The following is a 15,156-nucleotide window of genomic DNA, read 5'->3' as shown; positions in this document are numbered from 1 at the left end:
CATGAACGCTTTCCTGCACCAGCTGCTCGCGGGGCTCGCATCGGGCGGCATCTACGCCAGCGTGGCGCTGGCTCTGGTGATGATTTACCAGGCCACGCACCACATCAATTTCGCCCAGGGCGAGATGGCGATGTTCTCCACCTTTCTCGCCTGGATGCTGATCCAGTCCGGGTGGCCGTACTGGTTGGCGTTCATCGCAACCGTGCTGCTGTCCTTCGTGCTGGCCGCGGCGGTGGAGTTCGTCGTGATCCGGCCGATGCACGACAAGCCCGCGCTGTCGGTGGTCGTCGTGTTCATCGGCCTGCTGGTGATCTTCCAGAGTCTCGCGGGCTGGCTGTTCGGCTACACGATCAAGCAGTTCCCGAGCCCGTTCCCGTCGGACGCTTGGTACGGCAGCGCCATGATGTCGGCGCACGAGGTGGGCGCCATCGCCGTCACACTGGTCGTGGTGAGCTTGCTGTTCTCGTTCTTTCGCTTCACGTCGCTGGGGCTGGCGATGCGGGCTGCGGCGCAGAACGCGGCATCGTCGCGGCTCGTGGGCATCCATGTCGGTCGCATGCTGATGCTGGGCTGGGGCCTGGCCGGCGCGATCGGCGCGGTGGCGGGGATGATGGTCGCGCCGGTCGTCTTCCTGGACCCTCACATGATGACCGGCGTGCTGCTCTACGCCTTTGCCGGTGCGCTGATCGGCGGCATCGACAGCCCCCTCGGGGCGGTGCTCGGCGGCTTTCTCGTCGGCGTGCTGGAGAACCTCATCGGCACCTATGTGGTCGGCACCGAACTCAAGCTGTCGGTCGCGCTGGTGCTCATCGTCGGCGTGCTCATCGTGCGGCCGGCCGGGCTGCTTGGCCGCACCGTCGTCACCCGTGTCTGACCCCAGGACTCCTGCACATGAATTCCGTCGATGCCGCGCCGCGGGCGCCCCTTGCTGCCACCAGCACGCCTGTTTCGAAGTCCGTCATCGCCCGCAGGGGCGGCTTCGCACCCGGCTGGACCGGTGCGCTCGCCGTGCTGGCGCTGCTCGCCGTCGGCATCACCTTCGTGGCCAAGGGCTTCCAGCTGTTCCAGGCCACGATGGTGCTGTCGTACGCGATCGCGCTGCTGGGCCTGAACATCCTGACGGGCTACAACGGCCAGATTTCCCTGGGCCATGGCGCGTTCTATGCCATCGGTGCTTACACGACGGCCATCCTCATGGACCAGGGTGGCGTGGCGTACTGGGCCACGGTGCCGGCCGCGGCGGTCGTCTGCCTGCTGGTGGGCTATGCCTTCGGGCGGCCAGCGCTCAAGCTCGAAGGGCTCTACCTTGCGCTCGCGACCTTCGCGCTCGGCGTCGCCATGCCGCAACTGCTCAAGTACAAGCACCTCGAAGCCTGGACGGGTGGCGTGCAGGGCATCGTGCTGATGAAGCCCGACGCGCCTTTCGGCTTGCCGCTCACGCCGGACCAGTGGCTCTATCTGTTCGCGCTGTTCGTCACCGTGATCATGTTCGCCCTGGCGCACAACCTGCTGCACAGCGGCACGGGCCGCGCAATGCGCGCGATCCGCGACCACGCGATGGCCGCAGAGGCCATGGGTGTGGACAACAAACACTGCAAGGCGATGACCTTCGGCGTATCGGCTGCCTACACCGGCGTCGGCGGGGCGCTGTCGGCCATCGCGGTGCAGTTCGTGGCGCCCGACTCGTTCACGCTGTTCCTGTCGATCTCGCTGCTGGTGGGCATCGTGATCGGCGGCGTCGGCACGCTGTGGGGCGCGCTCTTCGGCGCCATCTTCATCATGTTCGTGCCTTCGCTGGCCGAGCAAGTGTCGAAGGCGGCGCCGTGGGCGATCTACGGCGTCGTGCTGATCGCGATGGCGTTCGCAATGCCCGGCGGCGTGGTCGGCCTGCTGCGCAAGATCCAGGCACGTTGGCACACCTCTGGATGAACACGTGCTCAATCTGTTCGACCCCCTTGTCAACCGCTTTTCCGAGATGCCATGAGCCCAAAAGACACTGATCCTTGCCTCCTGTACGAACGCGATGGCGACGTCGCGATTCTGAGCATGAACGTCCCGACGCGGCTCAATCCGCTCACGCTCGAGCTCCAGCACCACCTGCGCGACCGACTGGCGCGTCTGCGCGACGAGGGCACCGTGCGCGCGCTGGTGCTGACCGGTTCGGGCAAGGCCTTCTGCGTCGGTGCCGACCTGTCGAGCATGGGGCCGGCCGGCACCAGCGGCAGCCTGGGCCAGCGCACGGCCGACACGATGGCCGAACTGTCGAACCGGTTGATCACCGACATTCGCAGCCTGCCGTTCCCGGTGGTCTGCGCGGTCAATGGTCCTGCCGCCGGTGCGGGTGTCGGCCTGGCCCTTGCCGCCGACCTGGTGGTCGCGGCCCGGTCGGCCTATTTCTACCTGCCATTCATGCCACGGCTGGGCATCGTGCCCGACCTGGGCACGACCTGGTTCCTCGAGCGCTCGGTCGGTCGCGCGCGCGCCGTGGCACTTTCGCTGCTGGGTGACCGGCTGGGCGCCGAGCAGGCCGTGCAATGGGGTCTGGTGTGGTCCTGCGTCGACGACACCGTGCTGCGCCAGGAATCGGTGGCCATTGCACAACGCCTGGCGCGCCTGCCCGCGCATGCAGCCACCGAGATCCGCAATGCCTACGAATCGGCCGGCAGCGTCGGGCTGGAAGCCCAGTTGCACTATGAAGCCGAGCGCCAGCGCGAGCTGATCGACCGGCCCGCGTTCGCCGAAGGCGTGAAGGCCTTCGGCGAGAAACGCGAGCCCGTGTTCCGAAGGGGCTGAGCCATGGCGAGTCACAGCACTTCGGACACGGTGCCGGAATTCGATGCCGAACGCCTGGCCATCTACCTGCGCGATCGGATCCCCGGCTTGAGTGGGCCGATGCGGCTGGCGCGCATCGGCGGTGGCCAGTCCAACCCGACCTTCTACGTCGACTTCGAACAGCGCGCGATGGTGCTGCGCAAGCAGCCGCCGGGCGATCTGCTGCCCTCGGCGCATGCCGTCGATCGCGAATACCGCGCGCTGCGCGCCTTGGCCAACACTGAGGTACCCGTGCCGAACACGGTGCTGTACTGCGATGACCGCAGTGTCGTCGGCACGCCGTTCTACGTGATGGACAAGCTCGAAGGGCGGGTCTTTGCGCACTACACGCTGCCGGAGATCGCCCCGGCTGAGCGCCGCGCGTACTACGTCGCCATGGCCGAGACGCTGGCGCGCCTGCATGCCGTCGATTGGGCCGCCGCCGGCCTTGGCGATTTCGGTCGACCTGGCAATTTCTTTCAGCGACAGGTCGCGCGCTGGACGCGGCAATGGGAAGCATCGCGCACGCGCGACGACGCCAACATCGACCGGCTCATCGCCTGGCTGCCTGCCCACATTCCGCAGGGTGATTCGACCACGATCGCCCATGGCGACTTCCGTTTCGGCAACTTGATGTTCCACCCGACCGAGCCGCGCGTGGTCGCGCTGCTCGATTGGGAGTTGTCGACGCTGGGCCATCCGCTGGCCGACGTTGCCTACAGCTGCATGGCTTGGCACACGGGTGTCGATGAGTTCGGTGGCATGCGCGGCCTCGACCTGGTCGCCGAGGGCATCCCGACACAGGAGGAGTACGTGGCGCACTACCTGCGCGCGGGTGGCCACCGCGAGCCGGTGACGAACTTCCATCTGGCCTTCTCGCTGTTTCGCTTCGCCGTCATTCTGGAAGGCATCGCGGCACGTGCCCGCAGTGGCAGTGCAGCCGCCCACGACGCGCAACAGGTGGGCGCCCAGGCCGCAGGCTTCGCACGCCGGGCGGCCGCGCTGATCGATTGACAGGCCGGGCCGATCGGCGCGGCACGGCGAGGCGGAAAAATCGCTGCGCCATGACTCCACGCCGGCAGAGTTCTCGCCGCTGCCGGCAAAGCCCTAGATTCCGATGAACTCCGCCACCTCGGCCAGCGGTGCGCGCTCTGTGCTGAAGCCTGAAAGCGCGTGGTCGGGGTCTGCATAGCCGATCGACATGCCGGTGAAGAGCATGCGTTCGGGGGGCAGCGAGAGAAAGCTGCCGATGGTCTTGGGGTAGATCGCCCAGCACTCCTGCGCGCAGCTGTCCAGGCCCTCTGCGCGCAACAGCAGCATCACGCTCTGCAGCAGCATGCCCAGGTCGGACCACTGCGGCGGACCCATGCGGCGGTCGACGCTGCAGAACAACGCCAGCGGGGCGCCGAAGAACGCGTAGTTGCGCGCAAACCATTGGAGCCGCGCGGCCTTGTTCTCGCGCGGGATGCCCAGACGCGCATACATCGCCTCGCCGACCGCATAGCGGCGCTCCCGGTAGGGGTCTACCAGCTCGCGGGGGTAGATGTCGTACTCGCTGCCTTCGCCGGTTGGCGCCTCCTGCAAGCGCTCGCGCATCAGCGCCTTGAGTTCGGTCAGCCGGTCACCGCCCACGACGTGCAGGTGCCACGGCTGGAGGTTGCCTCCCGAAGGCGCGCGCAGGGCCTGCGCGAGCACACGCCGGATGGTGTCGACCGGCACGGGGCGGTCGATGAAGTGGCGCACCGAGCGGCGGCTGGCGATCGCGTCCTGGACGTTCATGAAGCTCCTTCTGGCCAAGATGGGCCAAGGTTGATGTGCGGCGCGTGCCGGCACGAAGTCCCGATGCTAGGGCCGGTTCGTGCGCCCTCAATCGTCCGTTCCGACGATGCCCGGCGTCAAGGCGGGTGCCTACGATCCGCGGAGACGCCGCCCATGGCGCCACATAAAAACGAAGGAGACAGCCATGCAACTATTCCACGCCCGCCCCTGCAGGGGCATCCTGCGAACGTGCGCAGCGCTGCTGATCGGCGCGGCCGCGATCTTCGCGGCGCATGCGCAAAAGAGCTATGACACCGGTGCCACCGACACCACGATCAAGATCGGTCATCTCGTGCCGTATTCGGGGCCGGTCTCTGCCTACGGCACGATCGGCAAGAGCGCGGGCGCCTGGTTCGACAAGGTCAATGCCGAAGGTGGCATCAACGGTCGCAAGGTCCAGTTCATCTCCCTGGACGATGCCTACACGCCCTCCAAAACCGTGGAGCAGGCGCGCAAGCTGGTCGAGCAGGACGAAGTGCTGTTGCTGTTCGGTACGCTGGGCACGGCCCACAACATGGCGATCCGCCGCTACATGAATGCCAGGAAGGTGCCGCAGCTCTTCGTGGCCAGCGGCGCCACGCGCTTCGGCGACCCCAAGGACTTCCCCTGGACCATGGGCTGGCAGCCGACCTACCAGACCGAAGGGCTGATCTACGCCGAGCACATCCTCAAGACCCGGCCCGACGCGAAGATCGCGATCCTGATGCAGAACGACGACTTCGGAAAGGACTTCCTCAAGGGCTTTCTCGACGGGCTCGGCGACAAGGCCAGGCGCATGGTCGTGGCGCAGTCCACTTACGAGGTGACCGATCCGACCATCGACAGCCAGATGGTCAACCTCAAGGCCTCGGGTGCCGACACGTTCTTCAACATCAGCACGCCCAAGTTCGCGGCGCAGGCGATTCGCAAGGCGGCCGACATCGGGTGGAAGCCGACGCAGTACCTGTCGAGCGTGTCGATGTCGGTCTCGGCGGTGATCAAGCCGGCGGGCTACGAGAATGCGCAGGGCGTGATCTCGGCGACCTACCTGCGCGACCCGGCCGACGAGCGCTGGAAGAACACCAGGGAACTGGAGGACTACAAGGCCTTCATGGCCAGGTATTACCCCGGCGGCGACGTGATGGACTCGAACAACGTGCTGGGCTACTCGTCGGCGCAAACGCTCGAGCACGTGCTGCGCCAGGCCGGCGACAACCTCACGCGCGAGAACATCATGAAGATCGCGGCCAACCTGTCGCTCACGCTGCCCATGCTCTACCCGGGCATTGACGTGAAGACCTCGGCCAACGACTTCTATCCGATCGAGCGCATGCAGCTTTTGCGCTTTGCCGGCACCCGTTTCGAGCCCGTCGGTCCGGTGATGGGCAGATGAACGACATGGCAACGCTGGAGGAAACCCCATGCTCGGACTGATGCAGGACCGCCCGCTGATGATCTCGTCGCTGATCGATCATGCGGCCACTTTTCACCCGGAAACCGAGATCGTCGTGCGCACCGTCGAAGGGCCGGTGCATCGCACCCATTACCGCGAGGTGCAGCGCCGCGCCAAGCGCGTGGCCAACGCGATGCAGTCGCTCGGCGTCACGCCCGGCCAGCGTGTCGGCACGCTGGCCTGGAACACCCACCGGCATCTGGAGCTGTATTACGGCGTCTCGGGGACCGGCGCGGTGCTGCATACGGTCAACCCGCGGCTGTTCCCCGAACAGATCGACTACATCGTCAACCACGCCGAAGACCAGGTGCTGTTCTTCGACATTTCCTTTGCGCCGCTGGTGGCGCAGCTGGCGCCCTCGCTCAGGACGGTCCATACCTACGTGGCGATGACCGACCGGGCCCACATGCCGGTGCTCGACCTGCCAAGGCTGCTCTGCTACGAGGAACTGATCGCTGCAGAGAGTGAAGACTTCACCTGGCCGGTATTCGATGAGCGCACGGCCTCGTCGCTCTGCTACACCTCGGGCACCACTGGCAATCCCAAGGGCGTGCTGTATTCGCACCGGTCCACCGTGCTGCATTCGCTGATGGAGTGCGCGCCCGACACCTTCAACGTCCATTCGGGCATGACGCTGCTGCTGGCGGTGCCGATGTTCCATGCCAATGCCTGGGGCATGCCGTACTCGGCGGCCATGGCGGGCGCCAAGCTGGTGATGCCCGGCCCGAAGCTCGACGGCCACAGCCTCTACGAGCTCATGCGCGACGAAAAAGTAACCTTCTCGCAGGCGGTTCCCACGGTCTGGCTGATGCAGTTCCAGTATTTCGATGCGCATCCGGAAATCGACACGCTGGCATTGGGCTTGCAGCGCATTGGCGTTGGCGGTGCGGCCACGCCGCGCAGCATGATCGAGCGCTTCGAGCGCGACTTCGGCGCCGATTTCGTGCAGGGCTGGGGCATGACCGAGACCAGCCCGATCGGCGTGATCGGCAACCTGTTGCCCAAGCACCGCCACCTGCCGAAAGAGGCGCAGACGACGGTCAAGATGAAGCAGGGCCGCGGAGTCTGGGGCGTCGAGCTCAAGATCGTCGACGAGCAGGGGCTTCGGCTGCCCCACGATGGCACCGCCTTCGGCCACCTGCACGTGCGCGGCCCCTGGATCGCGAACGGCTATTTCAAAGGGGAGGGTGGCACGGTGCTCGACGCCGAGGGCTACTTTCCGACTGGCGATGTGGCAACGGTCGATGCCGACGGCTACGTGCAGCTGGTGGACCGCGCCAAGGACGTGATCAAGTCAGGCGGCGAATGGATCTCGTCGATCGACCTTGAGAATGCGGCCAATGCGCATCCCGCGGTCGCCGAGGCTGCGGTCATCGGCGTGCCGCATCCCCAATGGCAGGAGCGGCCCTTGCTGGTGGTCGTGCGGCGGCCGGGGCTGGAGGTCACGGCGGCCGAACTGCGGCTGTTTCTCTCCGAGCGCGTCGCGAAATGGTGGTTGCCTGACGACGTCGTCTTTGTCGAATCGCTGCCGCACACCGCCACCGGCAAGCTGCTGAAAACCCGGCTCCGGGAGCAGTTCAAGGGTTACGTTCCGATGGCATCAGCCGACGCAGCGACTGCAGCAGGTCGTCCACATAGGTGAACACCACGGGCACGACCAGCAGGCTCAGCACCGTCGAGGTGAGCAGGCCGCCGATGACCACGATCGCCATGGGTTGACGGAAGCTGGGCTCAGCGCCCAGGCCAAGGGCGTTGGGCAGCATGCCGGCGGCCATGGCGATGGTCGTCATGACGATGGGACGCGCCCGCTTGTGGCAGGCGTCGATGACCGCGTCGAGCCGTGTGATCGAGCGGTCCCGTCGCGCCACGATGGCGTATTCGACCAGCAGGATCGAGTTCTTGGTCACGATGCCCATCAGCATCAGCACGCCGATGACCACCGGCATCGAGAAGGATTGGTTGGTGAGCCAGAGTGCGCCGAATGCGCCGCCGAAGGCCAGCGGCAACGCGCAAAGAATGGTAGCCGGCTGCATGAAGTCGTGGAACAGCAGCACCAGCACGGCATAGATGCAGAACACACCGATCGCCATGGCCGTGCCGAAACTCGTGAACAGCTCCGACATGCGCTGCAGTTCGCCCTGCTCCACGATGCGCACGCCCGCTGGCAGCGTCTTGAGCGCCGACAGGGCCATGGCCTCCTTCTGCACCTCGCCGAGCGCACGGCCGTTGAGTTCCACGCTCAAGGTCACGTTGCGGGATCGGTCCAGACGGTCGATCTGCGACGGGCCGCTGCCCATGGTCACATCGGCCACCGAGCCGAGGCTGACCGAGCCGTTGGCGCCCTTGACCCTCAACTGGGAGATCGCATCCATGTCCTGCCGCACGGATTCATCCATCCGCACGCGAATCGCGATCTGGCGTTCGGGCAGGTTGAGCTTGGGCAGCGCCGTCGAATAGTCGCCGTAGGTCGCGAGCCGAACGGCGTCGGCCAGTGCCTCGGACGTGACGCCCAGGGCGGCTGCGCGCGCATAGTCCGGGCGCACCTGGACTTCCGGACGCTGCAGTGCCGCGCTCGATGTCACGTTGCCGACATTGCGCAGCGAGCGAAGCTGTTGCTCGGCCTGGTTCGCCGCCTTGTTCAGCGTGTCGGCATCGTCGCCGGCCAGCGTGATCTCCAGTGTCGAACCGGTGCTGCTGCCTGCGACGCTCACGCGGACGCCGGGAATGGTCCGCAACTGATCGCGGATCTCGGCCTCGACTTTGGACTGCTTGAGCTTGCGGTCGCCACGGTCTACCAGGTCGACCGTGAGCGTGGAACTGGTGACGTCTGTCGTCGCGCTCGAACTCATGCCGCTGCCGGTGCTGGCAGTGCCGGCGGCGATGAAGACGGAATGCACCTCGGGGATCTTGCTGAGCAACTGCTGCGCCTGCTGGCTGACGGCGGTGGTCTGCGCCAGCGTGGCGTCGGGCCCGAGCTTGAGCGTCACCGTGGCCTGGGCCTTGTCCTGTTCTGGCATGAACGCGGTCGGGATCGTCAGCGCGAGCGCAATCGAGAGCACCAGGAAGACCAGCGCGGCGATGACGGTGGCCTTTCGGTGCTCGAGCACGCCGCGCGCCCAGCCCAGGTAGCGCGTCATCACCGGCCCATCGATCGATGCGTTGTGCAGGTGCGCCGCCTTGGGCTTGAGCAGGTAGGCGGCCATCATCGGCGTGAGCAGCCGCGCGACCAGCAGGGACGCAAGCACGGCGATCGAGGCGGTCACACCGAACTGGCGGAAGAACTTGCCCGGAATGCCGCCCATGAAGGCCGTCGGCAGGAAGACGGCCACCAGCGTGAAGGTCGTTGCGATCACCGCCAGGCCGATCTCGTCGGCCGCCTCCATCGCGGCCTGGTAGGGAGTCTTGCCCATCAGCAGATGGCGCTCGATGTTCTCGATCTCCACGATCGCGTCGTCCACCAGCACGCCGATGACCAATGACAGCGACAGCAGCGTGATGGTGTTGAGCGAATAGCCCGCCAGCGCCATGAAGGCGAAGGCCGGCGCGATTGACAACGGCAGCGCGGCCGCAGCGATGAAGGTGGCACGCATGTCGCGCAGGAACCAACCGACCACGAGCACCGCGAGCACCGCGCCTTCGAGCAGGAGCTCCATGGAGCCTTCGTAGTTCTCCTGGATCGGCGTGACGGTGTTGCTGGCCTCGACGATGTTGACTTCGGGATGCGCCGTGGAAAACTTCTGCAGTGACGCGCGGATGTCGTTCGCGACTCCGACGTCCGAGAAGCCCTGGGAGCGCTTGATCTCGAAGCCGATCACCTTCTTGCCGTCTCGGAACGCCATGGTCGTGCGTTCGGCGTTCGTGTCGGTGATGCGTGCGATCTGGTCGAGCCGCACATAGCGGCCATCGCCCAGCGACAGCGTGATCGCCGCGACCTCGGCGGCCGAGCCGACGGTGGCCAGCGTCCGGCTCGACTGCTTCTGGCCGCCCACGTGAATCTCGCCGCCCGATGCCTCTTTTTGCGTCGCCTTGAGTTGCGTGGACACGTCGGAAGGCGTGACGCCAAGGCCGGCCATCAGCACCGGATCGAGGTCGATGTGAACCTCGCGGTCGATACCGCCCACACGCGACACCGAGCCGACGCCCTTGACGGTCAGCAGGTTCTTTGTGACCTGGTTGTCGACGAACCAGGACAGGTCCTTCTCGTCCATCGCTGTCGAATCGATGGTGTAGGTGAGCAGCGCGGTGCTGGCCGTGGTCAGCTTGGAGACCGTCGGCGACGTGATGCTGGCCGGCAGGTCCGACTTGGCACTGTCGACCGCGTTGCGGACTTCGTTGAGCGCGACTTCCGAGTCCTTGTCGATCTCGAAGCTGACGCTGATGCTCACCAGGCCGTCGGTGATGGTCGTGGTGATGTGGTCCAGCCGGCTCAGCGAGGCGAGCTTGTCCTCGATCTTGCGCGCGACCTCGGTCTCGAGCTGCGCGGGCGCAGCGCCTTCAAGCGTTGCCGAAACCTGGATGGTCGGCAGGTCGGTGTCGGGGAAGTCCTGGATCTGGAGGGTCCGGAAACCGATGATTCCCAGGACCGTCAGCAGGATGAAGGTCAGTACGGCTGGAACCGGATTGCGGATCGACCAGGATGAAACATTCATCGTGCGGTCTCCGCTTGCTTGACCGTGACCAATACGCCTTCGGACAGGAACGCTCCGCCGCTGGCGACGACCCGCGCATCGCTGGCGAGTTTGGACAGCAACTCAATCCGGTCGTCCTGGCGGCGACCCGTCGTCACGACCTGCGAGGAGACCTTGTTGCTGGCATCCACAAGGTAGACATAGGCGCGCCCGTCGCGCATCACGATGGCCGTCTGGGGCAGCGTGACCGCAGGCGTGGTGCCCAGCCTGAGGAGGCCGCTGGCGAACATGCCCGCGCGTGCAGTGCTGTCACCGGTCAGGCTGACATACACCGTCGCACGACCTGTGTTCGTCGACAAGGTCGGCGACGCGACGCGCACGGTGCCGGTCACCTGTTCACCGTTGGGCAGCGTCAGCTCTGCCTTCTGGCCGGCCTTCACCGAAGCCAGCTCGCGTGCATCGAATTCGGGCCGCCATTCGAGCCGGCCCTTTCGCACGAGGCGGAAGAGTTCGGTGCCCGCGCTCACGACGTTGCCGACGATGCCGCTCTTCGATGACACCACGCCGTCGTCGGGTGCGAGGACGCGCGTCTGCACGAGCTTGAGCTTCACGCTGTCGAGGTCGGCTTGGGACGACTGCAGCGTCGCGCGCGCCGTCGCTTCGGAAATCCGGTATTCCTCGATCTGTTGCTCGGACAGTGAGCCGCTCGTGCCGACGGCGTTTGCCCGTCGCGCATAGGCGCTGGCCTGTTCAAGGCTGCTTCGTGACTGCGCAACCACCGCCTCCTGCTTGCGCAGGTCGACGCGCAGGCTGTCGTCGGCCAGCCGCGCGAGCACCTGGCCGCGCTTGACCACGTCGCCGACGTCCACCAGCAACTCCGCCACGCGCAAGCCACCGGTCTCGGGACTGACGATCAGCTCTTGCCATGCCGTGACCGGTCCGCTGCCTTGCAGGGTCTGCGACCAGTCGCGGCGGTCGGGCGTGACGACCTCGACAGTCATCGCGCTGGCGGGTGTGCTGGCTGCGGGATCCTTCGCGGGGGGCCGCAGGAAAAAGGCTGCGGCTGCAACCACCAGCAGCAGGATCACGACGATGACGAGGCCGCGGCGGGACTTTGGTTTCAAGGGAGTGCTCATGACTTCTTCGTCTGTTCTTCGGCCGCCGTTTCGGGGGCGGTGACCGGTGTGCCGGGCTGCCATCCGCCGCCGACGGCCTTGTAGAGGGCGATCCAGTACTGGACGCGGTTCTGTTGCAGGGTGATTTCGGTGATCTTGGCCGACAGCGCCGAGCGCCGGGCCTCCTCCAGCGTGAGCAGGCTGGTGCGCCCGGCGCGCCAGTTGCTTTCGCTGGACAGGAAGTAGTTCCGGTACTCGCGCGCTGCCGTTTCTGCCTGCTGCGCGCGGCGGCGGGCGCCATCAAGATTGAGCAGGGCTTCTTCGACGTCTCGGACGACGGTGCGAACACCCTGCCGGTAGCTGGCAATCGCCGACACATAGTTGGCCCGCGCGGTATCGATCGCCGCGCGGCGCTGCCCGCCGTCGAACAGCGGGATGGAGAGCGAGGGGCCGAAGGACCAGAGCGTGGCCGGCGAGGCCAGGCTGCTCGCCGACACGCTGACCGATCCGCTGAGCGACAGGCTCGGATAGAGGTCCGCCTGGGCTGCGCCGATCTCGGCGCCACTGGCGACCACCTCGCGTTCGAGCGAAGCCAGGTCGGGGCGCTGGCGCAGCACCTGCGCCGGCACCGCCTGCACCTCCAGCGCCGCCGGCCGTGGCATGCGGTTCTCGCCACCGTCGATCAGCTGGCGCAGCGCGGGCTCGTCGGTGCCGGTGAGGTACACCAGCGACTTGACGAGGATGCCGCACTGCGTGGTCTGCGACAACAGGCTCGATTGCGCGCTCGCGAGGCTCGCGCGCGCCAGTGTGCCGTCCGACGGTGCGGTGTAGCCGGCCCGCACCGCGTTCGCCGTGGCCTGTTCGGTGGCGGCGGTCGAGGTTGCCTCGCGCTGGTAGGCATCCGCGAGCAGCATGCAGGCGCGGTACTGCACGTAGGTGTCGGCCACCTCTGCCGCGAGCGAAACACGCGCGTCGTGCCAGTCGGCGGTGCGCGCCTCGATGCGCGCCGACGCAGCGTCGCTGTTGCGGCGGACCTTGCCCCACAGGTCGACTTCCCATGACGCGTCGAAGCCGGCGCTGCGCGATTCACCCGTGGTCGTCGACAGGCCCGATTGCACTTGATTGCTTCGCGACGCCGACGCACTGCCCGTCAGGCTGGGTAGCGCGTCGGACCGTGTGCTGCGCAACGTGGCGCGTGCCTTCTCGATGCTGGCCCAGGCCTTGTCGAGCGAAGGACTGTCGCGTTCTGCCATCTCGACCAAGCTGGCGATTCGGGCGTCGTCGAACTGCTGCCACCATTGGCGCAGATCGGCCGAGCTTCCGCCGTGAGGCAGCTCGGCTTGCCAGGACTGTGGCGCTTTCAGCGGTGGCGGCTCCTCGACGTGTCCCGTCGCGCAGGCGGTCAGGCTCAAGGCTGCGCAGAGGGCGAGCAGCGTCGCGAGCGGGGGAAGGGGCGGTGCGTTCATCGGCTTTTCTTTCTCCATCGATGGTAAGAGCGACGGCCGTCGATCGCGGTTAGCCAGAGTTAAGGAGGGTAAAGGTTGGCGGCTCGGGAGGATGTGCCGCACGATCTGCCCCATACTGCGCCCGATGCACAGGATTTTGCTTGTCGACGACGACGTCGATCTCACATCGATGCTGTCGCTGTACCTGTCCCGCGAGGGCCTGGAGGCCCGCGTCGTGCATGACGGCGAAGCGGGTTTGAACGAGGCATTGCGGGGTGGCTACGCGCTTGTCGTGCTGGACATCATGATGCCGCGACTGTCGGGAATGGAGGTGTTGCGCCGGCTGCGCAGCGCCAGCAACGTGCCCATCCTCATGCTGACCGCGCGAGGCGACAACGTCGACAAGATCGTGGGTCTCAACATGGGCGCAGACGACTATGTCCCCAAGCCCTGCACCCCCGGAGAACTGGTCGCACGCATTCACGCCATCCTGCGGCGCACGGAAAGCCGCAATCTGCCCGATGTGGCGAGCGTGTCGCAGACGCTGGAGGCCGGGGCGCTCACGCTGTGGCCCGGGACGCGTCAGGCGCGCTGGAACGGTGTGCCGCTTGAGCTCACGGGCACCGAATTCAGCCTGCTGGAGGTGCTGGTTCGCAATGCGGGACAGCTGACCAGCAAGCAGGACATCTCGCAGGAGGCCTTTGGCAGGTCGCTCACGCGTTTCGACCGGCGCATCGACGTGCATATCAGCAGCATCCGCCAGAAGATGGGCGTGCGCGAGGACGGCCGCTCGTGGATCCAGAGCGTGCGCGGTCTTGGCTACCAATTGCTCAAGGATTGATCGCAGTGGCCCAGCCCAAGCTCCTCTTTCGCAAGCTACTTCTGGTGCTGTCGACCTGCATGATCTCCAGCATCGGGCTCACGGCGCTGTATCTGTGGCTGTTGGGCATCACCCCGCCGCCCGGTGACCCGTTGCTCAAGGTCAGCGGAATTCCCCTCGTGCCGGCGCTGATTGCAGTCCTGGCCAGCCTGGTCTTCGGGGGAGGGCTGGCGTGGTATCTCTCGCGGCCGCTCGAGCACCTGCGCTGGGGCTTGCAACGCATGGCGCAAGGACGGCTCGACACCCGGGTGGAGCCGCTGATGCGAGGGCGGCGCGATGAGATCGCCGATCTGGCGCACGACATCGATGGCATGGCGGTCCAGTTGCAGGGGCTGATTGCCGCGCGCGACCGCCTGCTGCATGACGTCTCGCACGAGTTGCGGTCACCGCTGTCGCGCATCCAGGCGGCGATCGGGCTGCTCAAGCAGGGTTCCTCGCCGGTGGCGGTCATGATCGAGCGCGTCGAGCGCGAAACCCTGCGACTCGACGCGATGATCGACGAGATGCTCACGCTGCACCGGCTCACGGCCGCTGCACCCATCTCCCGCAATGCGGTCGATGTGATCGAGTTGCTTCACGACATCACAGCCGACGCAGATTTCGAGGGGCGCGCCATGAACCGATCGGTGCGCATCGAGAGCCCCGAAAGTTTTGTCGCCCACGTCGACGGCGAGCTGGTCTACCGGGCCTTGGAAAACGTGATTCGCAATGCGGTGAAGCACACCGCCGAGGGAAGCGTCGTGGACGTGCGCGCGCGCCTGCACGCGGAGGGTGACCGGCTGGAAGTCGTGGTCAGCGACCACGGGCCTGGCGTGCCGCCGCACATGCTGGAGGCCATCTTTGAGCCTTTCGTGCGGATCGACCAGGGTGAATCGGGGCGCGGTGTGGGCTTGGGTTTGGCGATCGCGCGGCGTGCCGTCGGCGCCCATGGCGGCACCATCGTGGCATCGCTTGCCACTGGCGGTGGTTTGTCGATCCGGATCGAACTGCCACGTTCTCCCAACTTTTACCCAACTTGACGTTGCCG

General features: G+C 66.4%; 12 protein-coding genes. 8 read left to right on the top strand and 4 right to left on the bottom strand.

Annotated features, from left to right (window positions below; all coding sequences use genetic code 11):
* Window position 1: 1 nt before the first annotated feature.
* The 4 genes from J2W36_RS16560 to J2W36_RS16545 are packed head-to-tail and all read left to right on the top strand — an operon-like array spanning window position 2 to window position 3,825.
* Window positions 2-874, top strand: a complete 873-nt coding sequence (locus J2W36_RS16560) for a branched-chain amino acid ABC transporter permease (protein ID WP_307690858.1) — start codon at window positions 2-4, stop codon at window positions 872-874.
* Between the two features lie 17 nt (window positions 875-891).
* Window positions 892-1,929, top strand: a complete 1,038-nt coding sequence (locus tag J2W36_RS16555; RefSeq protein WP_307690857.1) for a branched-chain amino acid ABC transporter permease — start codon at window positions 892-894, stop codon at window positions 1,927-1,929.
* 51 nt (window positions 1,930-1,980) lie between these two features.
* A complete protein-coding gene (locus J2W36_RS16550) occupies window positions 1,981-2,793 on the top strand; it encodes an enoyl-CoA hydratase-related protein (protein WP_307690856.1) in 813 nt (270 codons plus the stop codon).
* A gap of 3 nt (window positions 2,794-2,796) precedes the next feature.
* Window positions 2,797-3,825 carry a phosphotransferase family protein gene (locus J2W36_RS16545; RefSeq protein ID WP_307690855.1) on the top strand — a complete coding sequence of 343 codons (1,029 nt, stop codon included), beginning with the start codon at window positions 2,797-2,799 and terminating at the stop codon, window positions 3,823-3,825.
* Window positions 3,826-3,918: 93 nt separating this feature from the next.
* Here J2W36_RS16545 and J2W36_RS16540 read toward each other — a convergent pair whose 3' ends face one another.
* Window positions 3,919-4,590, bottom strand: coding sequence for a nitroreductase (locus J2W36_RS16540; protein WP_307690854.1), 672 nt, complete (start codon window positions 4,588-4,590; stop codon window positions 3,919-3,921).
* Window positions 4,591-4,774: 184 nt separating this feature from the next.
* Here J2W36_RS16540 and J2W36_RS16535 point away from each other — a divergent pair, with 184 nt between their 5' ends.
* Together J2W36_RS16535 and J2W36_RS16530 are read left to right on the top strand one after the other, a co-directional pair.
* The gene (locus J2W36_RS16535; RefSeq protein WP_307690853.1) at window positions 4,775-6,001 is read left to right on the top strand and encodes an ABC transporter substrate-binding protein; all 1,227 of its coding nucleotides are present in this window, start codon (window positions 4,775-4,777) and stop codon (window positions 5,999-6,001) included.
* Window positions 6,002-6,029: 28 nt separating this feature from the next.
* Window positions 6,030-7,703: a long-chain-fatty-acid--CoA ligase gene (locus tag J2W36_RS16530; RefSeq protein ID WP_307690852.1), complete on the top strand. Its 1,674-nt coding sequence runs from the start codon at window positions 6,030-6,032 to the stop codon at window positions 7,701-7,703.
* Here the strand turns inward: J2W36_RS16530 and J2W36_RS16525 are convergent.
* The 3 genes from J2W36_RS16525 to J2W36_RS16515 are packed head-to-tail and all read right to left on the bottom strand — an operon-like array spanning window position 7,639 to window position 13,270.
* Window positions 7,639-10,710 (bottom strand): efflux RND transporter permease subunit, encoded by a 3,072-nt coding sequence (locus tag J2W36_RS16525; RefSeq protein WP_307690851.1) that lies wholly within the window; start codon window positions 10,708-10,710, stop codon window positions 7,639-7,641. The two genes, J2W36_RS16530 and J2W36_RS16525, sit on opposite strands and share 65 nt — an antisense overlap.
* Complete coding sequence (locus J2W36_RS16520) at window positions 10,707-11,813, bottom strand: efflux RND transporter periplasmic adaptor subunit (protein ID WP_307690850.1); 1,107 nt, start codon at window positions 11,811-11,813, stop codon at window positions 10,707-10,709. The genes J2W36_RS16525 and J2W36_RS16520 overlap by 4 nt, the downstream gene beginning before the upstream one ends.
* A gap of 8 nt (window positions 11,814-11,821) precedes the next feature.
* Window positions 11,822-13,270, bottom strand: a complete 1,449-nt coding sequence (locus tag J2W36_RS16515; RefSeq protein WP_307690849.1) for an efflux transporter outer membrane subunit — start codon at window positions 13,268-13,270, stop codon at window positions 11,822-11,824.
* Between the two features lie 124 nt (window positions 13,271-13,394).
* Between J2W36_RS16515 and J2W36_RS16510 the strand changes: the two genes are divergently transcribed.
* Both J2W36_RS16510 and J2W36_RS16505 read left to right on the top strand, forming a co-directional pair.
* Window positions 13,395-14,090 (top strand): response regulator transcription factor, encoded by a 696-nt coding sequence (locus tag J2W36_RS16510; protein ID WP_307690848.1) that lies wholly within the window; start codon window positions 13,395-13,397, stop codon window positions 14,088-14,090.
* Window positions 14,091-14,095: 5 nt separating this feature from the next.
* Window positions 14,096-15,148, top strand: coding sequence for a HAMP domain-containing sensor histidine kinase (locus J2W36_RS16505; protein ID WP_307690847.1), 1,053 nt, complete (start codon window positions 14,096-14,098; stop codon window positions 15,146-15,148).
* The last annotated feature ends 8 nt before the right edge of the window (window positions 15,149-15,156 follow it).

The organism is Variovorax ginsengisoli (assembly GCF_030811835.1).
GTDB lineage: Bacteria > Pseudomonadota > Gammaproteobacteria > Burkholderiales > Burkholderiaceae_C > Variovorax > Variovorax ginsengisoli_C.
The sequence above is the reverse complement of the archived record's forward strand: the minus strand, read 5'-3'. Positions and strand labels throughout refer to the sequence as shown.

Coding starts and splice junctions, on each gene's coding strand:
- J2W36_RS16525 (WP_307690851.1), bottom strand. CDS start 10,710: ATGAATGTTTCATCCTGGTCGATCCGCAATCCGGTTCCAGCCGTACTG.
- J2W36_RS16510 (WP_307690848.1), top strand. CDS start 13,395: ATGCACAGGATTTTGCTTGTCGACGACGACGTCGATCTCACATCGATG.
- J2W36_RS16545 (WP_307690855.1), top strand. CDS start 2,797: ATGGCGAGTCACAGCACTTCGGACACGGTGCCGGAATTCGATGCCGAA.
- J2W36_RS16560 (WP_307690858.1), top strand. CDS start 2: ATGAACGCTTTCCTGCACCAGCTGCTCGCGGGGCTCGCATCGGGCGGC.
- J2W36_RS16535 (WP_307690853.1), top strand. CDS start 4,775: ATGCAACTATTCCACGCCCGCCCCTGCAGGGGCATCCTGCGAACGTGC.
- J2W36_RS16555 (WP_307690857.1), top strand. CDS start 892: ATGAATTCCGTCGATGCCGCGCCGCGGGCGCCCCTTGCTGCCACCAGC.
- J2W36_RS16515 (WP_307690849.1), bottom strand. CDS start 13,270: ATGAACGCACCGCCCCTTCCCCCGCTCGCGACGCTGCTCGCCCTCTGC.
- J2W36_RS16540 (WP_307690854.1), bottom strand. CDS start 4,590: ATGAACGTCCAGGACGCGATCGCCAGCCGCCGCTCGGTGCGCCACTTC.
- J2W36_RS16530 (WP_307690852.1), top strand. CDS start 6,030: ATGCTCGGACTGATGCAGGACCGCCCGCTGATGATCTCGTCGCTGATC.
- J2W36_RS16550 (WP_307690856.1), top strand. CDS start 1,981: ATGAGCCCAAAAGACACTGATCCTTGCCTCCTGTACGAACGCGATGGC.